This window comes from Streptomyces sp. NPDC015345 (genome assembly GCF_043078805.1).
Taxonomy (GTDB): domain Bacteria; phylum Actinomycetota; class Actinomycetes; order Streptomycetales; family Streptomycetaceae; genus Streptomyces.
This window is the reverse complement of record NZ_JBIBTX010000001.1, coordinates 978191-1002051: the sequence shown is the minus strand read 5'-3', so window position 1 is coordinate 1002051 and position 23861 is coordinate 978191. Positions and strand designations below refer to the sequence as shown.

Annotated in this window: 20 protein-coding genes; 13 read left to right on the top strand and 7 right to left on the bottom strand. The window is 70.2% G+C overall.

Translation table 11 applies throughout. The annotated features are described in order from the left end of the window. The first annotated feature begins 49 nt into the window (after positions 1-49). Complete coding sequence (locus ACF062_RS04545; RefSeq protein ID WP_392135545.1) at positions 50-754, top strand: ATP-dependent Clp protease proteolytic subunit; 705 nt, start codon at positions 50-52, stop codon at positions 752-754. Between the two features lie 167 nt (positions 755-921). Next, the gene (gene clpX / locus ACF062_RS04540; RefSeq protein ID WP_392135542.1) at positions 922-2208 is read left to right on the top strand and encodes an ATP-dependent Clp protease ATP-binding subunit ClpX; all 1287 of its coding nucleotides are present in this window, start codon (positions 922-924) and stop codon (positions 2206-2208) included. 65 nt (positions 2209-2273) lie between these two features. Here the strand turns inward: clpX and ACF062_RS04535 are convergent, their stop codons facing one another. The 5 genes from ACF062_RS04535 to ACF062_RS04515 form a co-directional block, all read right to left on the bottom strand. Continuing rightward, on the bottom strand, positions 2274-3131 hold the full coding sequence (locus ACF062_RS04535) for a hypothetical protein (RefSeq protein WP_392135539.1): 858 nt from the start codon (positions 3129-3131) through the stop codon (positions 2274-2276). A 54-nt stretch (positions 3132-3185) separates the two neighbouring features. Continuing rightward, the gene (locus ACF062_RS04530) at positions 3186-4157 is read right to left on the bottom strand and encodes a hypothetical protein (protein WP_392135536.1); all 972 of its coding nucleotides are present in this window, start codon (positions 4155-4157) and stop codon (positions 3186-3188) included. A gap of 116 nt (positions 4158-4273) precedes the next feature. Beyond that, positions 4274-5284, bottom strand: a complete 1011-nt coding sequence (locus ACF062_RS04525) for a hypothetical protein (RefSeq protein ID WP_392135534.1) — start codon at positions 5282-5284, stop codon at positions 4274-4276. A 155-nt stretch (positions 5285-5439) separates the two neighbouring features. Then, positions 5440-6063: a Uma2 family endonuclease gene (locus ACF062_RS04520; RefSeq protein ID WP_392135531.1), complete on the bottom strand. Its 624-nt coding sequence runs from the start codon at positions 6061-6063 to the stop codon at positions 5440-5442. A gap of 111 nt (positions 6064-6174) precedes the next feature. Further along, on the bottom strand, positions 6175-7158 hold the full coding sequence (locus tag ACF062_RS04515; RefSeq protein ID WP_392135528.1) for a hypothetical protein: 984 nt from the start codon (positions 7156-7158) through the stop codon (positions 6175-6177). Between the two features lie 136 nt (positions 7159-7294). Between ACF062_RS04515 and ACF062_RS04510 the strand changes: the two genes are divergently transcribed. Further along, entirely contained in the window at positions 7295-9919 is a 2625-nt protein-coding gene (locus ACF062_RS04510; RefSeq protein ID WP_392135526.1) for a valine--tRNA ligase, read from the top strand. 63 nt (positions 9920-9982) lie between these two features. On the opposite strand, the gene ACF062_RS04505 is transcribed toward ACF062_RS04510, so the two are convergent. Next, entirely contained in the window at positions 9983-10672 is a 690-nt protein-coding gene (locus ACF062_RS04505; RefSeq protein WP_392135523.1) for a hypothetical protein, read from the bottom strand. Positions 10673-10797: 125 nt separating this feature from the next. Here ACF062_RS04505 and ACF062_RS04500 point away from each other — a divergent pair, with 125 nt between their 5' ends. Beyond that, positions 10798-11958, top strand: a complete 1161-nt coding sequence (locus tag ACF062_RS04500) for a sensor histidine kinase (RefSeq protein WP_392135520.1) — start codon at positions 10798-10800, stop codon at positions 11956-11958. Positions 11959-11984: 26 nt separating this feature from the next. Here the strand turns inward: ACF062_RS04500 and ACF062_RS04495 are convergent, their stop codons facing one another. Further along, on the bottom strand, positions 11985-13001 hold the full coding sequence (locus tag ACF062_RS04495; protein ID WP_392135518.1) for a rod shape-determining protein: 1017 nt from the start codon (positions 12999-13001) through the stop codon (positions 11985-11987). A 143-nt stretch (positions 13002-13144) separates the two neighbouring features. On the opposite strand from ACF062_RS04495, the gene ACF062_RS04490 reads away from it, so the two are divergent. The 9 genes from ACF062_RS04490 (at position 13145) to ACF062_RS04450 (ending at position 23819) form a co-directional block, all read left to right on the top strand. Next, the gene (locus ACF062_RS04490) at positions 13145-14677 is read left to right on the top strand and encodes a folylpolyglutamate synthase/dihydrofolate synthase family protein (protein WP_223774638.1); all 1533 of its coding nucleotides are present in this window, start codon (positions 13145-13147) and stop codon (positions 14675-14677) included. A gap of 5 nt (positions 14678-14682) precedes the next feature. Further along, positions 14683-15051, top strand: a complete 369-nt coding sequence (locus ACF062_RS04485; protein ID WP_392135515.1) for a DUF4233 domain-containing protein — start codon at positions 14683-14685, stop codon at positions 15049-15051. 98 nt (positions 15052-15149) lie between these two features. Further along, positions 15150-15563, top strand: coding sequence for a nucleoside-diphosphate kinase (gene ndk / locus ACF062_RS04480; RefSeq protein WP_127911807.1), 414 nt, complete (start codon positions 15150-15152; stop codon positions 15561-15563). Positions 15564-15866: 303 nt separating this feature from the next. After that, entirely contained in the window at positions 15867-16886 is a 1020-nt protein-coding gene (locus ACF062_RS04475; protein WP_030362602.1) for a rod shape-determining protein, read from the top strand. A gap of 162 nt (positions 16887-17048) precedes the next feature. Then, a complete protein-coding gene (gene mreC / locus ACF062_RS04470) occupies positions 17049-18047 on the top strand; it encodes a rod shape-determining protein MreC (RefSeq protein ID WP_392135511.1) in 999 nt (332 codons plus the stop codon). A 12-nt stretch (positions 18048-18059) separates the two neighbouring features. Then, entirely contained in the window at positions 18060-18731 is a 672-nt protein-coding gene (gene mreD / locus ACF062_RS04465; RefSeq protein WP_392135508.1) for a rod shape-determining protein MreD, read from the top strand. Between the two features lie 52 nt (positions 18732-18783). Continuing rightward, the gene (gene mrdA / locus ACF062_RS04460; protein ID WP_392135505.1) at positions 18784-20961 is read left to right on the top strand and encodes a penicillin-binding protein 2; all 2178 of its coding nucleotides are present in this window, start codon (positions 18784-18786) and stop codon (positions 20959-20961) included. After that, complete coding sequence (rodA, locus tag ACF062_RS04455; RefSeq protein ID WP_223774633.1) at positions 20961-22157, top strand: rod shape-determining protein RodA; 1197 nt, start codon at positions 20961-20963, stop codon at positions 22155-22157. Before mrdA ends, rodA begins: the two co-directional genes overlap by 1 nt. A gap of 48 nt (positions 22158-22205) precedes the next feature. After that, on the top strand, positions 22206-23819 hold the full coding sequence (locus tag ACF062_RS04450) for a CHAD domain-containing protein (protein WP_392135502.1): 1614 nt from the start codon (positions 22206-22208) through the stop codon (positions 23817-23819). Positions 23820-23861: the final 42 nt, after the last annotated feature.

Genomic DNA, 23861 nt, shown 5'->3' with positions numbered 1-23861 from the left:
CCCTGTAAGCCGAAACCTCAGCCCCCGCTCCCTCAGGAGACCAAGAGAGATGAACAACCACCCCGGCAGCGGCCTCTACGCCCGCACCCAGGCCGAGCTCGGCCCGGCCGCGCAGGCCGAGTTCACCGGCGCCCGCGCCGAGTCCCGCTACGTCATCCCGCGCTTCGTCGAGCGCACCTCGCAGGGCGTGCGCGAGTACGACCCGTACGCGAAGCTCTTCGAGGAGCGCGTGATCTTCCTCGGCGTGCAGATCGACGACGCCTCCGCCAACGACGTCATGGCGCAGCTCCTGTGCCTGGAGTCGATGGACCCGGACCGCGACATCTCGATCTACATCAACAGCCCCGGCGGTTCGTTCACGGCCCTCACGGCCATCTACGACACGATGCAGTTCGTGAAGCCGGACGTACAGACCGTCTGCATGGGCCAGGCCGCCTCGGCCGCCGCGGTCCTGCTCGCGGCCGGCACGCCGGGCAAGCGCATGGCGCTCCCGAACGCCCGGATCCTGATCCACCAGCCCTACAGCGAGACGGGCCGCGGTCAGGTCTCCGACCTGGAGATCGCCGCCAACGAGATCCTCCGGATGCGCGCGCAGCTGGAGGAGATGCTGGCCAAGCACTCCACGACGCCGATCGAGAAGATCCGCGACGACATCGAGCGCGACAAGATCCTCACGGCCGAGGACGCGCTCGCGTACGGCCTGGTCGACCAGATCATCTCCACCCGGAAGATGAACAACGCCTCGGTCGTCTGACGCGGCGCTGTAGCATCTGCCGCTCCTTGGCATGGTTCGCGTACGACTCGCGTCGAAGCGAACCGTGCCAAGGGGGGCCCGAACGGGGGGCCCGGCAAGGTACCGTCGGATATGAGGCACCAGGAGCCGCTGAACGTGGCGTCTCCCAGGCGAAGGGGAAGCACCTCGTGGCACGCATCGGTGACGGCGGCGATCTGCTCAAGTGCTCGTTCTGCGGAAAGAGTCAGAAGCAGGTCAAGAAGCTCATCGCAGGCCCCGGTGTGTACATCTGCGACGAGTGCATCGACCTCTGTAACGAGATCATCGAGGAAGAGCTCGCGGAGACGAGCGAGGTCCGTTGGGAGGAACTCCCGAAGCCTCGCGAGATCTACGAATTCCTTGAGGGTTACGTCGTGGGCCAGGAGCCCGCGAAGAAGGCCCTCTCGGTAGCGGTGTACAACCACTACAAGCGGGTCCAGGCAGGGGAGAACGGCGGCGCGCAGGGCCGTGACGACGCGATCGAACTCGCGAAGTCCAACATCCTGCTGCTCGGCCCGACCGGTTCCGGAAAGACGCTCCTGGCGCAGACGCTCGCCCGGATGCTGAACGTCCCGTTCGCCATCGCGGACGCGACGGCGCTGACGGAGGCGGGCTATGTCGGCGAGGACGTCGAGAACATCCTGCTCAAGCTGATCCAGGCGGCCGACTACGACGTCAAGAAGGCCGAGACCGGGATCATCTACATCGACGAGATCGACAAGGTGGCCCGCAAGAGCGAGAACCCCTCGATCACGCGCGATGTCTCGGGCGAGGGCGTCCAGCAGGCTCTGCTGAAGATCCTGGAGGGCACCACGGCTTCGGTCCCGCCGCAGGGCGGCCGCAAGCACCCGCACCAGGAGTTCATCCAGATCGACACGACGAACGTGCTCTTCATCGTGGGCGGTGCCTTCTCCGGCCTCGAAAAGATCATCGAGTCGCGGGCGGGCGCCAAGGGCATCGGCTTCGGCGCCACCATCCGCTCCAAGCGCGAGATGGAGGAGAAGGACCAGTTCGAGGACATCATGCCGGAGGACCTGGTGAAGTTCGGGATGATCCCCGAGTTCATCGGCCGCCTCCCCGTGATCACCTCGGTCCACAACCTCGACCGCGAGGCCCTGCTCCAGATCCTGGTCGAGCCGCGCAACGCGCTGGTGAAGCAGTACCAGCGCCTGTTCGAACTCGACGGCGTGGAGCTGGACTTCGAGCGTGGGGCCCTGGAGGCCATCGCGGACCAGGCGATCCTGCGCCAGACCGGCGCGCGCGGCCTGCGCGCCATCATGGAGGAGGTCCTCCAGTCGGTGATGTACGAGGTGCCGTCCCGCAAGGACGTCGCCCGCGTCGTCATCACGGCGGACGTCGTCCGGTCGAACGTGAACCCGACGCTGGTGCCGCGCGAGGTGCGGGGTCCGGGCGCCGGGGAGCAGAAGTCCGCGTAGGTACCGAGCCAGAAAGGGGCGCCCGGCGATTCGATCGCCGGGCGCCCCTCTGCGCGTGGTGAGGGTTACTTGACCTCGACGCGGACGTCGTCACGGAGGTTGGCGACCTGGGTGGCGACGTCGTCCAGGGCGATCTTCTCGCCGCTGCCGGTCGTGGCGACATCGGCGTACGTGGCGTACGCGGCCGTGCTGTGGTCACCCCAGACGCATACCGGCGTCTGGAAGCTGCTGGGCACGCCCTCGTCGTCCGCGCCGGCCCCGCCCATCCTGAACTCGGCCTTCTGGCACTTCATGACGCCGTTCTCGAAGCCGTCCGGCGTGAACTCCTCGGGGTCACCGATGAGCTTCATGCCCTCGTCGGAGCCCTTCGCCTGGTCCTTCACCATCGCGGCGAGCATGGCGTCGACGACCTTCTCCGGGTCGTCTATCTCGCCGTACACACCGGAGTAGTTGAGGGACTTCATCGTCGCGCCCTTGCCGTGGTTGTACGCGGCGTAGACGTTCTTGGGCTTGGTGACGCCCTGATTCTCCAGCTCCTCGAGGTCGTCGGACGTCATTCCACCGCGGCCCGCGGCGGACTCGTCCTTCTTGTAGCTGCCGAGGACGGTCGCGGGAGCCGTCAGCTTGTACGTCTTGCCGTCGTCGGCGACGGAGGAGCCGTCGCTCTTGGCGAGGAGGAAGTACCCGCCGACGGCAGCGGCGGCCACGACCACCACGGCACCGATGATGAGCCCGGTCTTCTTGCCTCCGCCGCCCTGCTGGGGTGCGGGGTACTGCCCGTAAGGGGCGGGCTGTTGGGGGTACTGCCCGTAGGGGGCGGGCTGCTGGGGCTGGCCGTAACCGCCCGGCTGGGCGTAGGGCTGCTGCTGCGGGACGCCCTGGGGCGGCTGGCCGCCGTACGGGCCGGGCTGGTTGTAGCTCACTGCTTCGGGGTTCCCCTCGTTGGTGGTGCTGCGGTGCGGTGCTGCGTACGGGCGTCAGAGCTTGACGCGGACTTCCTTGCGGACCTTGAGCGTGGTGGCCGAGGCGTCGTCGAGCGACACCTTGCCCGCGAGGGCGTCGGCGATCTCGACGGGGACGACGACGGCGACGGTGCTGTGGTCGCCCCAGATGCAGACCGGCATGCGGACCTCCTTGGGGGCGGAGGACGAGCCGGTGCTCGGACCGTCGTTCTTGATCAGGGATTCCTGGCACTTGAGGACGACGTCGTCGGTGCTGAAGTCCTTGGGGCTGCCGACCAGCTTGCCCGTGTTCGAGCCGCCGGGCTCCATGGAGTCCTTCTTGACCTTGGCGAACATGCCGTCGACGACCTTGCCCGGGTCGCCGACCTCGCCGTAGACACCCATGAACTGGATGGCCTTCTGCGCGAGGGGGTTGTCGCCGGCCTCCGTCTTGTAGCCGGCGTCGACGTCCTCGGGGTTCTTCACACCGGCCTTCTCGGCGGCCTCGATGTCGCTGGAGTTGAAGCCGCCGGTCTGCGTGTCGTCCTTCTCGTACTCGCTCAGCAGCGTCTCGGGCGTGACCAGCTTGTGGGCGCCGTCGTCCGCCACGGAGGAGGAACCGCCCCCGCTCCCGCTGCCACTGCCGCCGAAGGCGAAGTACGCGCCGACGCCGAGGGCGGCGACCACCGCGACGGCGCCGATGATCAGGCCGGTCTTCTTCTTGCCGCCGCCACCGGGAGGCGGGGGCGGGACCTGCCCGTAGGGGGCCTGCTGCGGGAACTGCCCGTAGGGGCCGGGCTGCTGGGGCTGGCCGTAGCCGCCGGGGGCCTGCTGCGGGTAGCCGTACCCGGGCTGCGGCTGCTGCGGGGCCTGCGGGGGGTAGCCGTAGCCGGGCTGCGGGGCCTGCGGCGGCTGGCCGTAGGGGCCAGGCTGCTGGGGCTGCTGGCCGTACGGCCCGGGCTGCTGGGGCTGCTGCCCGCCGTACGGGCCCGGCTGGTTGTAGCTCATGGGGTTCCCCTCCGAAATGCTTATGTGTTCCCGACATCCTGACGCAAGAGGGCCCGGCGGAATCACCGGGCCCTCTCTGCCGGCGCCGAGGGGCCGCACGCGGCCCGCGGCGGACGTCAGCGCTTGACGCGCACCTCGCCACGGAACTTGGCCGTGGTCGTCGCGGCCTCGTCGAGGTCGGCGCTCTGGCCGGAGAGCGCGCTCGCCACGTCGGTGGTGACGACGTAGCCGATGGTGCTGTGGTCGCCCCAGATGCAGGTCGCGGCGGACATCTCGCTGGGCCCGGAGGAACCGGCCGTCGTGCCGGCCGTGCCCGCGGCGCCGCCCAGATCGACCTTCATCTCCTGGCACTTGAGGACGGCGCCGTCCAGCTCGCTCGGCGTGTACGCCTTCGGGCTGCCGACCAGGGTGACCTTCTGACCACCGCTGCTCGCGCCGTCCTTCGCCTCCTTCTCGGCGTTCGTGAACATGTGGTCGACGACGCCCTCGGGGTCCTCGATGTCGCCGTAGACACCGCCGAAGCTCAGGACCTTCTGCGCCATCGGGTTGTCCTTGCCGCCCGACTGGTACTGGGCCCGCACGTCCTTGGGGTTCTTCACCCCCGCCGCCTCGGCCTTGTCGAGGTCGACGCTGTCGAGCCCGCTGGAGCGTGCCGGGTCCTTCTTGTAGTCGGTCAGGACCGTCTCCGGCGTCGTCAGCTTGTGCGGGCCGTCGTCCTTGGTGCCGGAGTCGCCGCCGCCGTCCGCGACGTTCGACGAACCGCCGTTCTTGCCGCCGCCCTTGTCGTCGTCACCGCCCGCGAAGAGGAAGTAGCCGCCGACCGCCGCGGCGGCCACCACGGCCACCGCGCCGATGATCAGGCCGGTCTTCTTCTTGCCGCCGCCGGGGGGCGGGGGCGGCGGGACCTGGCCGTACGGGGCCTGCTGCGGGAACTGCCCGTAGGGGCCGGGCTGCTGGGGCTGGCTGTAGCCGCCCTGGTGGGGGGCCTGCTGCGGGGCCTGCGGGGGGTAGCCGTAGCCGGGCTGCGGGGCCTGCGGCGGCTGGCCGTAGGGGCCCGGCTGCTGGCCGTACGGCCCGGGCTGCTGGGGCTGCTGCCCGCCGTACGGGCCCGGCTGGTTGTAGCTCATTGCTGGGGTTCCCTCCCGATGCTTATGTGTTCCGAACATCCTGTCGGATGAGCGCGGGAGGTCGGGGCGACGGGAGCGGATCGATGCGCAGTTGTTGAACGGCTGTTCCAGAGCGCGGACGTGGTGTCCGTCGCGTGAAGGCCCGGAGCGGGCCCTCACTTCTCGCGGGCCGCGCCGTCCGTGGATTCCGTCGGCGCCTGGAACCCGCTGGTGTCGAGGTCGCAGTCGAAGGGGGCCGGGATGCGGACCGTCTTGCCGAACGGGGCGGTGAGGTGGGACTCGTATCCCTTGGCGGTCGGTGACCAGTAGACGGTGGCGAGTTCCTCCTGCATGTCGAGGAGGAGATAGATCGGTACGCCCGCCTTTCCGTACCGCTCGACCTTGTCGGTGAGGTCGTCGTCCCGGGTGGAGGGGGAGGTCAGCTCGGCGACGAAGGAGAGCCCGTCGCCGTCCAGCTGGTTGCTCGTGGTCAGGCGGGTCCGCCGGTGGGCCGCGTGAATGTCCGGGCCGTACGCCCGCTCGACCCCGGGGAACACGTACAGCGCGAGGGCCGAGCTGATCCGGTGTTCCTCGGGGAGGTGAGCACGCAGTCGGTCGCAGACGAGGTCCATGACATCGAGGTAGTACGCCTTCGACCACGGTGACACGACGATGTTCCCCCTGATGATCTCGGCGTTGAAGCCGGCGGGCACGCTCAGCTCTCCGAGGGCCCTGCGCAGCTCCTCGAAGCGGTGGGGGTCGGTGCCGTCTGTCGTCGGTCGTTCCAGCATCACAGTCATGATGCGTCTCCCTCGCCGTGTGAGCCAGTCAGTACGGAGCGTGTCCCCGCAGGGTCACATCGGTGACTGGACGAGGAGAATGCGTACATACACGTGGTTTCGGTTACGGGATCACGCCTTCACACGCGCCGCCTTGCGGAGATCGGCCGCGAAGGAGGCGACGTCGTCGGTGGTCATGCCGCCGCCGCCCTTCATCATCGCCGCGAGGTCGATGCCGAAGACGATGCCGTACGTGCTGTGATCGGCCCAGATGCAGATCGGCAGCTTGACCAGCTTGCCGTCATCGCTGAAATTGGCGGTCTGGCACTTCATGACGGCGTTGTCGAGGCCGTCGGGCTCAACGGTCTCGGGGCTCCCGACCAGCTCGACCTTCTCGCCGTCGCCCGCGTTGTCGTCCGACTCCTTCTCGGCGTTCTCGCCGGCCTTGGCGAAGCCGTCGTCGACGGCCTTCTCCGGGTCGTCGATCTCGCCGTACATCCCCTGGAAGCTGATCTGCTTCCCCTTGAGCGCCTCGCCCAACTCGTACGAGGCCGCGACGTTCTCGGGGTTCTTGATGCCGATCTCCTCGGCGTTCTTCTTGTCGCCGGAGCCGAGCGGGCCGTCGTCGGACGAGTCGGAGTCGCTCCCCTTCTTGTACTCGCCCACTGAGGCCGGCGGCACCAGCTTGTGCGCCCCGTCGTCCTCGATCGATGCCGAGCCGCCGCCCCCGCCGAAGAGGAAGTACGCGCCGACGCCGAGCGCGGCGACCACGGCGATGGCGCCGATGATCAGGCCGGTCTTCTTCTTGCCGCCGCCGGGGGGCGGGGGCGGGACCTGCCCGTAGGGGGCCTGCTGCGGGGCCTGCCCGTAGGGGCCGGGCTGTTGGGGCTGGCTGTAGCCGCCCTGCTGGGGCGCCTGCTGCGGGGGCTGCGGGAAGCCGTACCCCGGCTGGGGCTGCTGCGGCGGGGCCCCCTGCGGCTGCTGCTGCCCATACGGACCGGGCTGCTGCGGCTGCTGCTGGCCATACGGACCGGGCTGCTGGCCATACGGACCGGGCTGCTGCCCGTACGGGCCCGGCTGTTGACCGTCGTACGGGCCTGGCTGGTTGTGGCTCATTGCGGGGGTCCCCCTCCGGACTCTGATGTGTCCCGGACATCCTGAACGACGTACGGCCGCCGTGGAGCCCTGGAACGCAAGCGATATCGAACATTCCGGTTTCGGGACCGCTCCGTCACCCCTCTAAACTGACCGCGTGACCGAGAACGCTCAGCAGCAGCCCCCAGCGACCACTCCCGAACTGCCGACCCAGTACGCGCCGGCCGAGGTAGAGGGGCCGCTGTACGAGCGCTGGGTGGAACGGGGCTACTTCTCCGCCGACGAGAAGAGCGAGAAGCCGCCGTACACCGTCGTCATCCCCCCGCCGAACGTCACCGGCGCCCTCCACCTCGGCCACGCCTTCGAGCACACGCTGATCGACGCCCTCACCCGCCGCAAGCGCATGCAGGGCTTCGAGACGCTCTGGCAGCCCGGCATGGACCACGCCGGCATCGCCACGCAGAACGTGGTCGAGCGCGAGCTCGGCAAGGAGGGCAAGTCCCGCCACGACCTCGGGCGCGAGGCGTTCATCGAGCGCGTCTGGAAGTGGAAGGGCGAGTCCGGCGGCCAGATCTCCGGCCAGATGCGCCGCCTCGGCGACGGCGTCGACTGGGAGCGCGAGCGCTTCACCATGGACGAGGGCCTCTCGCAGGCCGTCCAGACCATCTTCAAGAAGCTCTACGACGACGAGCTGATCTACCGCGCCGAGCGCATCATCAACTGGTGCCCGCGCTGCCTGACGGCGATCTCGGACATCGAGGTCGAGTACCAGGACGACGACGGCGAGCTGGTGTCGATCAAGTACGGCGAGGGGGACGAGACGCTCGTCGTCGCCACCACCCGCGCCGAGACGATGCTCGGTGACACCGCCGTCGCGGTCCACCCGGAGGACGAGCGCTACAAGCACCTGGTCGGCAAGCAGATCAAGCTGCCGCTGACCGACCGCACGATCCCGGTCGTCGCCGACGAGCACGTCGACCCCGAGTTCGGCACCGGCGCCGTCAAGGTGACTCCGGCCCACGACCCGAACGACTTCGAGATCGGCCAGCGCCACTCGCTGCCGAACATCGCGGTCATGGACGAGCACGCCGTGATCACCGCGCACGGCCCCTTCCAGGGTCTGGACCGCCTGGAGGCCCGCTCCGCCATCGTCGGCGCGCTCCGCGCCGAGGGCCGCATCGTCGCCGAGAAGCGCCCGTACACGCACTCGGTCGGCCACTGCTCGCGCTGCAAGACCACCATCGAGCCGCGCCTGTCGATGCAGTGGTGGGTCAAGGTCGCCCCGCTCGCCAAGGCCGCCGGTGACGCGGTCCGCGACGGCAAGGTCAAGATCCACCCGCAGGAGATGGAGAAGCGGTACTTCGACTGGGTCGACAACCTCCACGACTGGTGCATCTCGCGCCAGCTCTGGTGGGGCCACCGCATCCCCGTCTGGTACGGGCCGAACGGTGAAGTCGTCTGCGTCGGACCCGACGACGAGGCTCCCACCGGCGAGGGCTGGACGCAGGACAACGACGTGCTCGACACGTGGTTCTCCTCCGGCCTGTGGCCGTTCTCCACGCTCGGCTGGCCCGACCAGACCGAGTCGCTCGCGAAGTTCTACCCGAACTCCGTGCTTGTCACCGGCTACGACATCCTCTTCTTCTGGGTCGCCCGGATGATGATGTTCGGCCTGTACGCGATGGACGGCACCCCGCCGTTCCACACGATCGTGCTGCACGGCATGGTCCGCGACCAGTTCGGCAAGAAGATGTCGAAGTCCTTCGGCAACGCCGTCAACCCCATCGACTGGATGGACAAGTACGGCTCGGACGCCCTGCGCTTCACGCTCGCCCGCGGCGCCAACCCGGGCACGGACGTGCCGATCGGCGAGGACTGGGTCCAGGGCTCGCGCAACTTCGCCAACAAGATCTGGAACGCCACGCGCTTCGCGATGATGAACGGCGCCACGATCGAGGGCGACCTGCCGCCGGTCGAGCAGCTGTCCGCCACCGACCGCTGGGTCCTCTCCCGGCTCAACGCGACGGTCGCCGAAGTCGACGCGCTCTACGACGACTTCCAGTTCGCCAAGCTCTCCGACGCCCTCTTCCACTTCGCGTGGGACGAGGTCTTCGACTGGTACGTCGAGCTGTCCAAGACGACGTTCATGGCGGGCGGCGAGGGCGCCAAGGTCTCGGCCCGCGTCCTGGGCGAAGTCCTCGACGTGACGCTGCGGCTGCTCCACCCGATCGTCCCGTTCGTGACCGAGACGCTGTGGACCGCGCTGACCGGCGGCGAATCCCTCGTCATCGCCGACTGGCCCGCCGACAGCGGCTTCCGGGACGCCGGTGCCGAGCGGGAGATCGAGACGCTTCAGCAGGTCATCACCGAGGTGCGCCGCTTCCGCGCCGATCAGGGGCTCCAGCCCGGCCAGAAGGTGCCGGCCCGCCTGACCCTGGACGGCACGGCGCTCGCCCCGCACGAGGCCGCCATCCGCCAGCTCCTTCGCCTCCAGCCGGAGGGCGACGCCTTCACGGCGACGGCGACGCTGCCGGTCTCCGGCGCCACGGTCGCGCTCGACCTGTCCGGCACGATCGACGTCGAGGCCGAGCGCAAGCGCCTGGCCAAGGACCTCGCCGCCGCCGAGAAGGAGAAGGCGCAGGCACAGGCGAAGCTCGGCAACGAAGCGTTCCTGGCCAAGGCTCCCGACCAGGTCGTGGACAAGATCCGCGGCCGCCTCACGAAGGCGGAGGCCGACATCGCCCGCCTGACGGCGCAGCTGGAGGCGCTGCCGGCCGCGTAACGGCACGTCGTGGTCGAAGGCTCCCGGGACCGGCTCATGGCCAATCCCGGGAGCCTTGGCCGTTCAGCCCACCGGCCGGGCGTTTGCCGACGGTTCGTCCACCGGGCCCGCCGGGCCGATCAGCTCCACCTGGTGCTCGCGAACCTGTTGCTCGTAAACCTGTTGCTCGAAGACCTCGACGGGGCCGTCGTCCCGCGGTGGGGCTTCGAGCCCGAGCCGCTCCAGTTCCGCGCCGGCCAGGGCGTCGAGCATCTCCGGGTCGCCGTGCCGCCAGCCCCAGGCGAGGCTGCCCGGCGTCGCGTCCGGGATCTGCGCGGCGGTGGCGGCCACCTCGTCCAGCGGCCTGAGCAGCGAACGCAGGGCCAGCAGGTCGCGGCCGTCGTCGGTGGCGGCGAGGTCCCGCGCCGCGCCCGCCTGACGGATCCAGCGCACCCGGCGCGGCAGCCAGAGGACGAGGACCAGGCCTACGGGTACGACGAAGAGGGCGACGGCGCCCACGGCCACGGCCGTGCGCACCGCCACCGGGTCCATGGCGTCGACGGCGTCCGCCACGCGCCGCAGCGCCGTGTCGACGCGTCCGCCGACCAGGGGGAGGGGCGCCCTGCGCTCCTGGAGGGCGCGGGGCAGGGCGAGCAGACAGGCCAGCCGGTACGCCGTGACGGCGGCGGCGGCCCACAGCGCGGTCCACAGCAGGATCCCGGCGTCACCGGCGAGCTGATGGGTCCTGCGGGCCGAATTCTGGGCATACCACATGGTCAGATCTGACCCCCGGGACCGGCCGCGGCCCGTCAGCCGCGCCGTGGGCCAGTGCCGCACATCACCAAATCAGGGTCATTAGTCAGATGAATCGGGTCGAAAGACCTTGGATGATGGAGGGCATGCACGACCGTCCCGCCGTCCAGGCGCTACGCCGGGCGGCGGCCACCGGCCGTCGCCTCGCCGGGCGCTGGGCCCAGGCGGCCAGGACCGTGGACCTGCTCACGGCGCTGAGCGCGCTGGCGCTGATGAGCCTGGACGTGCCGGGCCTCGCGGCGGCGGACAACCCCCTCAACGGCCCCTTGGCCGCCCTCGTCCTGACGGCGGGCGCCGCCTCGCTGATGCTGCGCCGCTCGGCGCCCTGGCTGACGTACGCCGTCGCACTGTTCCTGCTCGGCTGGCTGTTCGAGCTGACGCTGGTGCAGTTCGCGCTGTACTCCCTTGGCCGGTACCGCGGCCGCCGGGCCGGGACGCTCGGCGTCATCGGCTACGTCACGTTCGCCTACGCGCTGTTCCAGCTGCCCGGCTGGCCGCCCCACCGGGGCGAGACGCTCGCCGAGTTCCTGAGCCTCGTCGTGCCGGTCGGCGTGCTCGCGGCGGGCGTCGGCGTGGCCGCGAACCGGCAGGACCTGGTGCGCGCCCTGGAGGCGCAGCGCGTGGAGACGGAGACGCTGCACGCCGTCCAGCAGGAGCGCGCCCGCATCGCGCGCGACGTGCACGACTTCGTCGGCCGCGAGCTGACGCTGCTGAGCGTCCGCTCCCAGGTGCTCGCGCGCCGGGCCGAGGGCGGGCCCTTCGCGGACGGCTTCGAGGAACTCTCGGAGACGGCGCGCAGCGCGCACCGCATGCTGAACGAGATCATCGTCCAGCGCGGCACGGACGGCGCCCCCACCCCCGGCCTCGACGCCCTGCCCGAACTCGCCGAGCGCAGCGGCCACGCGGGCAGCCCCGTGGAGCTCCGGATCGACCCGGTGGCCCACCGCCTCTCCCCGCTGCGGCAGGCGGCGGTCCACCGCGTGGTCCAGGAATGCCTGACGAACGCGGCGAAACACGCGCCGGGGGAGCGGGTCACCGTCCGGGTGGACGTGGCGGGCGAACGCCTCGGCATCACGGTGCGCAACGCCCTGCCGGCCACGCGCCCCGCCACGGCCCCGATCTCGGCGGGCATCGGCACGACCGGCATGGCGGAGCGCATCCGCGCGGTGGGCGGCGAGTTCTCGGCGGGACCGGCGGACGGGACGTACGAGGTCCGTGCCTGCCTTCCGGCGGGCGAACTGGCCTGAGCCGCGCGCGCCGCGAGGACAGACACCTACGCCGCCGACATCATCCGCTCAAGACCGTCGAAGTCCTCCACGCACTTCCCGCAGCCCAGCGCGACGCTGTCCAGCGGGTTCTCGGCCACGAACACCGGGATGCCGGTGGCCGACGCGATGCGCAGATCGAGGCCGGGCAGGAGGGCGCCGCCGCCGGTGAGCACGATGCCGTGCTCCATGATGTCGCCGGACAGCTCGGGCGGGCACTCCTCCAGGGTCGTCTTCACCGCCGCGATGATGTGCTCCACGGGCTCGTCGACAGCGCCCCGTACCTCCCGCACCGTCAGGTCGACGGTCTTGGGCAGCCCGCCGACCTTCTCGCGGCCCCGCACGGTGAACGTCCGCCCCTCGAACTCCTCCTCGCCGGGCACCGGCCACGCCGACCCGATCGCGACCTTGATGTCCTCGGCGGTGCGCTCGCCCACGAGCAGCGAGTGCTCCTTGCGTACGTAGTCGGTGATCGCCTGGTCGAGCCGGTCGCCGCCCACCCGCAGCGACTGCGCCGTGACGACCCCGCCCAGGGAGACGACGGCGACCTCGGTCGTGCCGCCGCCGATGTCGACGACCATCGACCCCTGCGGCTCGGCGACCGGCAGCCCCGCCCCGATCGCGGCGGCCATCGGCTCCTCCACGAGGTGCACGGCCCGCGCCCCGGCCCGCTGCGACGCGTGCACGATGGCGCGCCGCTCGACGGGTGTGACCCCGCTCGGCACGCACACGACCATGCGGATACGGGTGCGCCGCCCCGGCACGGCCTTGCGCACGAAGTGCCGGATCATCTCCTCGGCGGCCTCGTAGTCACTGATCACGCCGTCCCGCAGCGGGCGGATGGCGGTGATGGACCCGGGCGTGCGCCCGATCGTCTCCTTGGCCTCCATGCCGACGGCGAGCACCTTGCCCTTGCCGCCCCGGTCCGACCGGACGGCGACCACGGACGGCTCGTTGAGCACGATCCCCTTGCCGCGGACGTAGAGAAGGGTGTTCGCAGTGCCGAGATCGATACCTATGTCCATGATCGCAAGTCTGCCGGGCGACCTCCCGAAGCGGAGGGACCAAGGTCCCGAATCGGACGGGCCGAAAGTCCCGACGACGTGGAGCGGCGCCCTCCGCCCGGTCCGGACGCCGAGTGTCGGTGGCGCTCCGTAGACTGGCGTACGTGAGTGACCTCCCGCCGCACGACGACGACCGCCCGACCGACCCCGCCGACCCCACCGACGCCGCCTTCGAGGACATCGTCGGCGCCGAGACGGACCGCGACCCCGACCTCGCGGTCATCGAGGCTGGCAGCCGCACCCTGCGCGCCCAGGCGGGTCCGCCGCAGGGCGACATCCCCGCCCGCCCCACCGACCCGGAGGTGGACAAGGCGCTGCGCGAGGTCGAGACGGAGCTCGCGAGCCGCTGGGGCGAGACGAAGCTGGAGCCCTCCGTCAGCCGCATCGCCGCGCTGATGGACGTCCTCGGCGAGCCCCAGCGCGCGTACCCCTCGGTCCACATCACGGGGACGAACGGCAAGACGTCCACGGCCCGCATGATCGAGGCCCTGCTCTCCGCCTTCGAGCTGCGCACCGGGCGGTACACCTCGCCCCACGTCCAGTCGATCACCGAGCGGATCAGCCTGGACGGCGCCCCCATCGAGGCCGAGCGCTTCGTGGAGACGTACAACGACATCAAGCCCTACGTGGAGATGGTCGACTCCCGCCAGGAGTACCGCCTGTCCTTCTTCGAGGTCCTCACCGGCATGGCGTACGCGTCCTTCGCGGACGCCCCGGTGGACGTGGCCGTCGTCGAGGTCGGCATGGGCGGCAGCTGGGACGCCACGAACGTGATCGACGGCTCGGTCGCCGTCATCACCCCCATCGACCTGGACCACACGGACCGCCTGGGCTCCACGCCCGGCGAGATCGCCGCGGAGAAGTCCGGCATCATCAAGCCGGGCGCGACGGTGATCATGGCCCAGCAGCCGGTGGACGCGGCCCAGGTGCTCCTGAAGAAGGCCGTCGAGGTCGACGCGACGGTCGCTCGCGAGGGCCTGGAGTTCGGCGTCGTCGCCCGCCGGATGGCGGTCGGCGGCCAGCTCCTGACGCTGCGCGGCCTCGGCGGGGAGTACGAGGAGATCTTCCTGCCCCTGCACGGCGAGTACCAGGCGCACAACGCCTCGGTGGCGCTCGCCGCCGTGGAGGCGTTCTTCGGCATCGGCTCGCAGCACGCGCGCCCGCTGGACATCGACACCATCCGCAAGGCCTTCGCCTCGGTCGCCTCGCCGGGCCGCCTGGAGGTCGTGCGGCGCTCGCCCACCGTCGTCCTGGACGCCGCGCACAACCCCGCGGGCGCCCGCGCCACCGCCGCCGCGATCAGCGAGGTCTTCGACTTCAGCAACCTCATCGGCGTGGTCGGCGCGAGTGACGGCAAGGACATGCGGGGGCTGCTCGAAGCCTTCGAACCGATCTTCGCCGAGGTCGTCATCACGCAGAACACCAGCCACCGCGCGATGGACGCGGACGAGCTGGCCGCGATCGCCGTCGAGGTCTTCGGCGACGAGCGCGTCCAGGTCGAGCCGCGCCTGCCGGACGCGCTGGAGGCCGCGATCACCCTCGCCGAGGAAGAGGGCGAGTTCGCGGGCGGCGGCGTCCTCGTCACCGGTTCCGTCATCACGGTCGGCGAGGCCCGACTGCTCCTCGGGAGAGGCTGACACCTGTGCGTACGCTCTGCGCTTCGACGCTGATCGGCGAGTTCTTCGTCATCGGCTTCGCCGGCCTCGTCGCCATGAAGGACCCGGACCTGTCCATGGGCACGGTCTGGGCGGTCAGCGGCATCGCGATGCTGCTGTGCCTGCTGCTGTGCGGCGTGATCACCAGGCCGGGCGGGGTGCCGCTGGGCTGGGCCCTCCAGATCGCCCTGATCGCGAGCGGCTTCGTGGTGCCGACGATGTTCTTCATGGGCGCCCTCTTCGCCGCCCTGTGGTGGGCGTCGGTCCACTTCGGGCGCAAGATCGACGAGGCGAAGGCCAGGTTCGCGGCCATGGCCGAGGGGCAGCAGGCGGAGGCCGGAGGTAACACCGCGTAGCCGCCCCCGGTATCGTGCGGCCCAATCCCACGCGATCGCGGAGATCAGCAGATCGACAGGTCGTGAGAACACCTTTGGTGAACACCTTGGAGCCGCACATGAGCCAGCGCACCCTCGTCCTGCTGAAGCCCGACGCCGTCCGTCGTGGCCTGATCGGGGAGATCATCGGCCGCATCGAGCGCAAGGCGGGCTGGACGATCTCCGCGCTGGAGCTGCGCTCGCTGGACCAGGAGACCCTGGAGCAGCACTACGGCGAGCACAAGGGCAAGCCGTTCTACGAGCCGCTGGTCGCGTTCATGTCGTCCGGTCCGGTCGTCGCGCTCGTCGTCGAGGGCGAGCGGGTCATCGAGGGCGTGCGCGCGCTGGCCGGGCCCACCGACCCCATCGCCGCCGCCCCGGGCTCCATCCGCGGCGACTTCGGCACGATCGTGCGGGAGAACCTGATCCACGCCTCGGACTCCGAGGAGTCCGCCGAGCGCGAGCTGAAGATCTTCTTCCCGGGCGTGGCGTAACGCCCCTCGCGCCCCTCGCTGACGACGTGTCAGCCGGGCGCCACGCTGACCTGGACGGCCGGAGGGATTCGGCCGTCCATTGGCATATGCGCCCCAATTGGGGGAACCCGTGCCCCCGATGGCACGTCTCCAAGAGCGGGGCGGTACATCATCTGCTGACAATGGCGCAGACCCTCGCGCCGTCTTCGCGCGGCCGAGACTACGATGGAAGCCTCCACTGCCACTCAGCACCCACCTCGCCTACCTAAAAAGCCATCACAAGCTCCAATAGGGAAGGCCAGACGCATCCTCATGGGGAACAACATGTCGTTCATCGGCCGTGACATGGCTGTCGACCTCGGGACCGCCAACACGCTGGTGTACGTCAGGGGTCGGGGGATCGTACTCAACGAACCGTCCGTCGTCGCGATCAACACCAACACCGGTGGCATCCTCGCGGTCGGCGCGGAAGCGAAGAAGATGATCGGGCGCACGCCCGGCAACATCGTGGCGGTCCGCCCGCTGAAGGACGGTGTCATCGCCGACTTCGAGATCACCGAGCGGATGCTCCGCTACTTCATCCTCAAGATCCACAAGCGGCGCTACCTCGCCCGTCCCCGCGTGGTCGTCTGCGTGCCCTCCGGCATCACCGGAGTGGAGCGCCGCGCCGTCATCGAGGCCTCCTCGCAGGCCGGCGCCCGCCAGGTGCACATCATCGAGGAGCCCATGGCGGCCGCCATCGGCTCCGGCCTGCCGGTCCACGAGGCCACGGGCAACATGGTGGTCGACATCGGCGGCGGCACCACCGAGGTCGCCGTCATCTCCCTCGGCGGAATCGTCACGGCACAGTCGATCCGCGTCGCGGGCGACGAGCTGGACAACGCGATCATCCAGCACATCAAGAAGGAGTACTCCCTCCTCCTCGGTGAGCGCACGGCCGAGCAGATCAAGATCACCATCGGTTCGGCGTACGACATGGACGCCGACGAGCACACCGAGATCCGAGGCCGTGACCTGGTCTCCGGGCTGCCCAAGACGGTGGTCATCTCGGCCGCCGAGGTCCGCAAGGCCATCGAGGAGCCGGTCAACGCCATCGTCGACGCGGTCAAGACGACCCTCGACAAGTGCCCGCCCGAGCTCTCGGGTGACGTCATGGACCGCGGCATCGTCCTGACCGGCGGCGGCGCCCTGCTGCGCGGCCTCGACGAGCGGCTGCGCCGCGAGACCGGCATGCCGATCCACATCGCCGAGGACCCGCTGGACAGCGTGGCGCTCGGCTCCGGAAAGTGCGTCGAGGAGTTCGAGGCGTTGCAGCAGGTGCTGGACGCCCAGCCCCGCAGATGATCTGAACGGAAAACATCCGCCGTACGAGTGCCTGCCACCTCGTGCGGCGGATCGTTGATATAGAGGCAAGAACAGAATTCAGGCAAGGCAGAACAATTCCCCAGAACCCCGTGGAACGCGCAGTGTCCACGGAATCCGATTGAGGAAGGCACGCCGCCGCACGTGAGGGACACACGAGAGAGCCGGCTGCTCCTGGTGCTGCTGATCGCCATCGCGTTCGCTTTGATCACGGTGGACATCCGCGGCGGTGAGGACTCACCGGTCGACGGTGCCCGCCGGGCCGCCGCCCGCGTCTTCGGTCCGGTCGAGGAGGGGATGTCCTCCGCCGTCGACCCGATCGGCAACGCCATCGGCGCGGTCCGTGACTCCGGTGAGCGTCACGACCGCATCGCCGAACTGGAGCGCCAGAACGCCGCGTTGAAGGCGAAGCTCGGCAGCGACGACCGCAACCGCAGCCGACTGCGGCAGCTCGACGGCATGCTGAAGAAGGCCGGCGCCGGACAGTACGGCATCAAGGGCGCCGAGGTCATCGGCATAGGAGCGGCCCAGGGCTTCTCCTGGACCGTCACCATCGACGCCGGCGCCCACGACGGCATCAAGCGGGACATGACCGTCCTGAACGCCGACGGCCTGGTCGGCCGCGTCACCACCGTCGGACCCGGCACCGCGACCGTCCTGCTCGCCAACGACCCCGACTTCACCGTCGGCACCCGCATGGAGAAGACCGACGAACTCGGCTTCGCCACCGGCCAGGGCGACCGCCCGCTCTCCGTCCAGCTGCTCAACGGCAAGGCCAAGGTCAAGAAGGGCGACCGCCTCGTCACCTTCGGCTCGCAGCAGGACAGGCCGTTCGTGCCCGGCGTACCGGTCGGCGAGGTCGTCCGCGTCGACCCCTCCGGCGGCGACCTCACCCGCAACGTCTACGTGAAGCCGTACGTCGGGTTCACCAAGCTCGACATCGTCGGCGTCGTCGTCGAGGCGCCCCGCGAGGACCCGCGCGACACGGTCCTGCCGAAGAAGCCCGAGAAGCCCAAGCCGATCCCGACGGTGACCGTCACGGCCACCCCGTCGGGCAAGCCGGAGGAAGGCGCGGCCGAGGGCACAGCACAGGGTGCGGCCGAGGACACAGCCGACGGCGCCGCCGACAACGACGAGCAGTAGGAGACCGGACCCATGCGCTTCAACCGAATCCTGCTCTCCACCACCCTCGTCGTCGTCGCCCTGGTCATCCAGGTCAGCGTCCTCGCCCGGCTCCAGCTGCCGGGCGCCGTGCCGGACCTGGTGCTGCTCACCGTCCTCGGCCTCGCCCTGGTCTACGGCCACGTCGGCGGAGCCCTCATCGGCTTCGGCGCGGGCCTGCTGTCCGACCTGGCCCCGCCCGCCGACCACGCGGCCGGGCGGTACGCGCTGGTGCTGTGCGTCGTCGGCTACCTCGCGGGCCTCGCCAAGCCCGAGAGCGGGCGGCTGCGCTCGGCCACCGGCCCGCTCGTCGTGGTCGTCGGGGCCGCCCTCGGGTCGACGCTGCTGTACGCGGGCGTCGGCGCCCTCGTCGGGGACACCGCCGCCCGCCATGTGGGCCTGACCGGGCTGCTGTTCACCGCCGCGCTCTACGACCTGCTGCTCGCGCCCTTCACGGTGCCGCTGATCATCGCGCTCGCCCGGCGGGCCGAGAACGACCCGCTGGGGGAGGGCTCGCACGCCAACTCGGCCACCGACGTCTCCGGCGGCTGGCTCTCGTCCGGCACCGGGCTGCGCATCGGCGGCCAGCGCGGCGGTCTGCGGGCGAAGGCGGCCAGGGCCCGCGTCGCACGCGCCGGACGCATCAAGGGGGTCAAGCGCCTGTGAGGGCGAAGCACCGCGCCGACCGCACCGAAGGACGTATCAGGGGAGGGGAGCAGTGACGAACATCCCGGAGACCGGACGGACCCCCCGCGTCCAGATCCGTCTCATCGTCATCCAGATCCTCGTGGTCTCCCTCCTGCTCACCCTCGGCGGCCGCCTCTGGTACCTCCAGATCCGCAACGGCGAGGAGTACGCCAAGGAGGCCTCGGGCAACCACGTCCAGCAGGTCGTCCAGCCCGCCGTGCGCGGCTCGATCCTGGACGCCCGCGGCGTGCCGATCGCCGACAACCACACCCGCCTCGTCGTCTCCGCGTCCCGCACGGATCTGATGAAGATGAAGGACGACGGCAAGGCGGTCCTCGCCAAGCTCGCCGACGTCCTCGCCATGGACCCCAAGGACGTCGCCGACAAGGTCCGCCTGTGCGACTCCAAGACCCCGCAGCCCTGCTGGAACGGCTCGCCCTACCAGCCGATCCCGATCACCGACGAGGCCACGCCCAAGCAGGCCCTCCAGATCCGTGAGCGCTCCGAGGACTTCCCGGGCATCACCGCCGAACCCACGGCCGTGCGCCGCTACCCCGCGCCCGGCAAGTCCAACACCGCGCAGGTCCTCGGCTACCTCTCGCCCGTCACCGACGAAGAGATCAACAAGGCCAAGGACACCGACTCCCCGTTCCTCCGCTCCGACCAGGTCGGCCGCTCCGGTCTTGAACGGACGTATGACAAGCAGCTGCGCGGCAAGGCGGGCGTCACCCGCTACGAGGTCGACAACCTCGGCCGCGTCATCGGCAAGGCCGAGTCCGACGAGGCGAAGCCGGGGGCGAACGTCGTCACCAGCATCGACGCGCGCGTCCAGGCCGTCTCCGAGTACTGGCTGGACGACGCGATGAAGAAGGCCCGCAAGGAGTTCGACAAGAACACCGGCGAGAACTACAAGGCCGACGCGGGCGCCGTCGTCGTCATGGAGAACAAGACCGGCCGCGTCGTCGCCATGGCCTCCAACCCGACGTACGACCCGAACGCCTGGGTCGGCGGCATCTCCGGCAAGGACTACGCCGAGCTCACCGGCAAGAAGTCCAACTACCCGCTGCTGAACCGCGCCATCCAGGGCCAGGCGGCCCCCGGCTCGATCTTCAAGGTCATCCCGACGGCCGCCGCCGTCAACGCGGGCTACGACTTCAACGCCCGCTACCCCTGCCCCAGTTCGTACTCCATCGGTGGCCAGACCTTCAAGAACTTCGAGTCCAAGGGCCACGGCTCCATCACCCTCGGCCAGGCCCTCGAAGTCTCCTGCGACACCGTCTTCTACAAGCTCGCGCACGACCAGTGGGCCAAGGACGGCGGCAACAAGCCGAGGCCCGACGCCAAGGACTGGTTCTACAAGACCGCCCATCAGTTCGGCCTCGGCAAGGAGACCGGCATCGACCTGCCCAACGAGGTCACCGGCCGCGTCCCCGACCGCCAGTGGAAGAAGGACTACTGGAAGGCCAACAAGGACGCCTGGTGCAAGCAGGGCAAGAAGAGCGGCGACGACTATGCCGCGCGCATCGCGTACGAGAACTGCCTCGAAGGCATGAAGATGCGCGCCGGTGACTCCGTCAACTACTCCATCGGCCAGGGCGACACCCTCGTCACGCCGATCCAGATGGCCACGATCTACTCCGCGATCGCCAACGGCGGCACGATGTACGACCCCACCGTCGGCAAGGCGATCATCAGCGCCGACGGCAGGCACATCGAGGAGATCAAGCCCAAGGCCCACGGCAGGCTGCCGATGGACGCCGCGCTGCGCAAGGACATAGACGGTGCCCTCGCGGACGTCGCGACGCGCGGTACCGCGGCGTGGCGGTTCGGCGGCTGGCCGCAGGACAAGATCCCGATGCACGCCAAGACGGGTACCGCCGAGGTCTACGGCAAGCAGACCACCTCGTGGTTCGCGACCTACACCAAGGACTACTCGATCGTCATGACGATCTCCCAGGGCGGTACGGGCTCCGGCGCCTCAGGACCCGCCGTCCGCAAGATCTACGACGCGATCTACGGCCTCGACGACAGCGGCAAGCAGGACCTGAAGAAGGCGCTCCTGCCCGAGCCGCAGAAGACCCTGCCGAAGATCCAGCCCGACGGCTCCATCGACGCCCCGAAGGTCAAGCCGTATAAGCCCGAGGCGCCCAAGCCCAAGGACGAACAGCAGGAACTGGCCGGCGCCCCGGCCAACTGGAGGCGCGACTGATGACCGGCAGCGGCTTCTCCGTCTCCGGGTACGGCCCCGAGCGCTCGAACATGTCCCGGCTCCTCGCCCGCGACTCGATAGTGCGCCGGCTCGACTGGCCGATGCTCCTCGCGGCGATCGCGCTCTCCGGCATCGGCGCCGCGCTCGTCTACTCGGCGACCCGCAACCGCACCGAGCTGGTCGGCGACGACCCGTACTCGTTCATGCTCAAGCATGTCCTGAACACCGGCATCGGCTTCGCCCTGATGATCGGCACGGTCTGGCTCGGCCACCGCACCCTGCGCACGGCCGTGCCGATCCTCTACGGCATCTCCGTCTTCCTGGTCCTGCTCGTGCTCACTCCGCTCGGCGCGACCATCAACGGCGCCCACGCGTGGATCGTGCTCGGCGGCGGCTTCTCGCTCCAGCCCTCCGAGTTCGTGAAGATCACGATCATCCTCGGCATGGCGATGCTGCTCGCCGCCCGCGTCGACGCGGGCGACCGGGAGCATCCCGACCACCGCACGGTCGTGCAGGCCCTCGGCCTCGCGGCCGTCCCGATCGCGATCGTCATGCTGATGCCCGACCTCGGTTCGGTCATGGTCATGGTGATGATCGTGCTCGGCGTCCTGCTCGCCTCCGGCGCCTCCAACCGCTGGGTCTTCGGACTGCTCGGCACGGGCGCCCTCGGCGGCGTCGCCATATGGCAGCTCGGCGTCCTCGACGACTACCAGATCGCCCGGTTCGCGGCCTTCGCCAACCCCGCACTCGACCCGGCGGGCGTCGGCTACAACACCAACCAGGCACGCATCGCCATCGGCTCCGGCGGTCTCACCGGCACCGGCCTGACGAAGGGCTCCCAGACCACCGGCCAGTTCGTCCCCGAGCAGCAGACCGACTTCGTCTTCACGGTCGCGGGCGAGGAGCTCGGCTTCATCGGCGCGGGCGCGATCCTCCTCCTGCTCGGCGTCGTCCTGTGGCGCGCCTGCCGCATCGCACGCGAGACGACCGAGCTGTACGGCACGATCGTCGCCGCCGGCATCATCGCCTGGTTCGCCTTCCAGTCCTTCGAGAACGTCGGGATGACGCTGGGCATCATGCCCGTCGCGGGCCTTCCGCTGCCCTTCGTCAGCTACGGCGGCTCGTCGATGTTCGCCGTCTGGGTGGCCGTCGGACTGCTCCAGTCGATCAAGGTGCAGCGCCCCATGTCCGCATAGCCCCGCAGAACCCTGTTTGGCTTTCCCTTCTGCGTCTAGATTCAATTCATGGCGGATACGAAGCGCGAGATCGAGCGGAAGTACGACGTCGGGGCGGACGCGGAGCTGCCCGACCTGACCGAAGTGCCCGGGGTCGGGGAGGTACTGGACAAGGGCGTCGTCGAACTGGACGCCGTCTACTGGGACACCCCCGACCAACGCCTGGCCGCCGCCTCCATCACGCTGCGCCGCCGCACCGGCGGCACGGACGCGGGCTGGCACCTGAAGCTGCCGGTATCGCTCGCCGAAGGCGTACGGGACGAGATCCACGCGCCGCTCTCCGACACCGTTCCGGGCGACCTGCTCGCCCTCGTGCGCTCCCGCGTCCGCGAGGCCGAACTCGTCCCCCTCGTGCGCCTGCTGTCCGCACGCGACCTGCGCCACCTCGTCGACTCCCGGGGCGAGCTGCTCGCCGAGGTCAGCATCGACGCGGTGCGGGCGGAGCGGCTCACCAAGGGCGGCGGCACGGCCGCGTGGTCCGAGATCGAGGTGGAACTGGCGGACGGCGGCGACCCCGCGCTCCTCGACAAGGTCGAGAAGAAGCTGAAGAAGGCGGGCGTACGGCGCTCCACCTCGTCCTCCAAGCTCGGCCGGGCCCTGGCACAGACCGCGCCGAAGGGCCGCAAGGCCGAGAAGGCGGGGCTCAAGCCCGCCGAGGGAGCGGTCCGCCTCGGCAAGAAGGCCGGCAAGAGCGAGGCCGTCGCCGAGGCCGTGCGGGAGAGTGTCGGCGACGGCCGCGGCACCGCGGGCGACCACCTCGTCGCCTACCTCCGCGCCCAGCGCGACGCGATCGTCTCGCTCGACCCCGCCGTCCGCCGCGACCTGCCGGACGCCGTGCACCAGATGCGGGTCGCCACCCGCCGGATGCGCAGCGCCTTCAAGTCGTACCGGAAGATCCTCGACCGCGCCGTCACCGACCCGGTGGGCGACGAACTCAAATGGCTCGCGGCGGAGCTGGGCGTCGACCGCGACCAGGAAGTCCTCGCCGCGCGGTTCGCCGGCCGCGTCGACGCCCTGCCGAAGACACTCCTCCTCGGCCCGGTCGACGCACGGCTGCGCATCTGGTCCACCGCGCGGGGCGCCGACGCGCGGCGCGGCACCCTGGCCGTACTGGAGAGCGCGCGCTACCTCGCGCTCCTGGACGCCGTCGACACCCTCCTCGCCGCGCCCCCGCTGCGCCCGGCCGCCTCCGCACCGCCCGGCAAGGCGCTCCCCAAGGCGCTCCTCAAGGACTACGCCCGCCTCGCCACCCGCGTCGAGCACGCCCTCGCGCTGGCCCCCGGTCAGGAACGCGACCGTGCCATGCACGAGGCCCGCAAGGCCGCCAAGCGTGCCCGGTACGCGGGCGAGGCGGCGGTCCCCGCGCTCGGGACGCCCGCCAAGCGCTTCGCGAAGCGGATGAAGGCCGTGCAGAGCGTGCTCGGCGACCACCAGGACAGCGTGGTCGCCCGCGAGGCCGTACGGGCCCTCGGCACCCAGGCCCATCTGGCCGGGGAGAGCGCCTTCACCTGGGGGCTGCTGTACGGCCGGGAGGAGGCCGTCGCCGACGACCGGGAGCGGGAGCTGCCGGAGGTCTGGGCGAAGGCGTCGGGGGCGAAAATCCGGGCGGCTCTGGGCAGCTGAACGCCGGGGTACGCTTGATGGTCACCCCTGCCGGCTCATGAA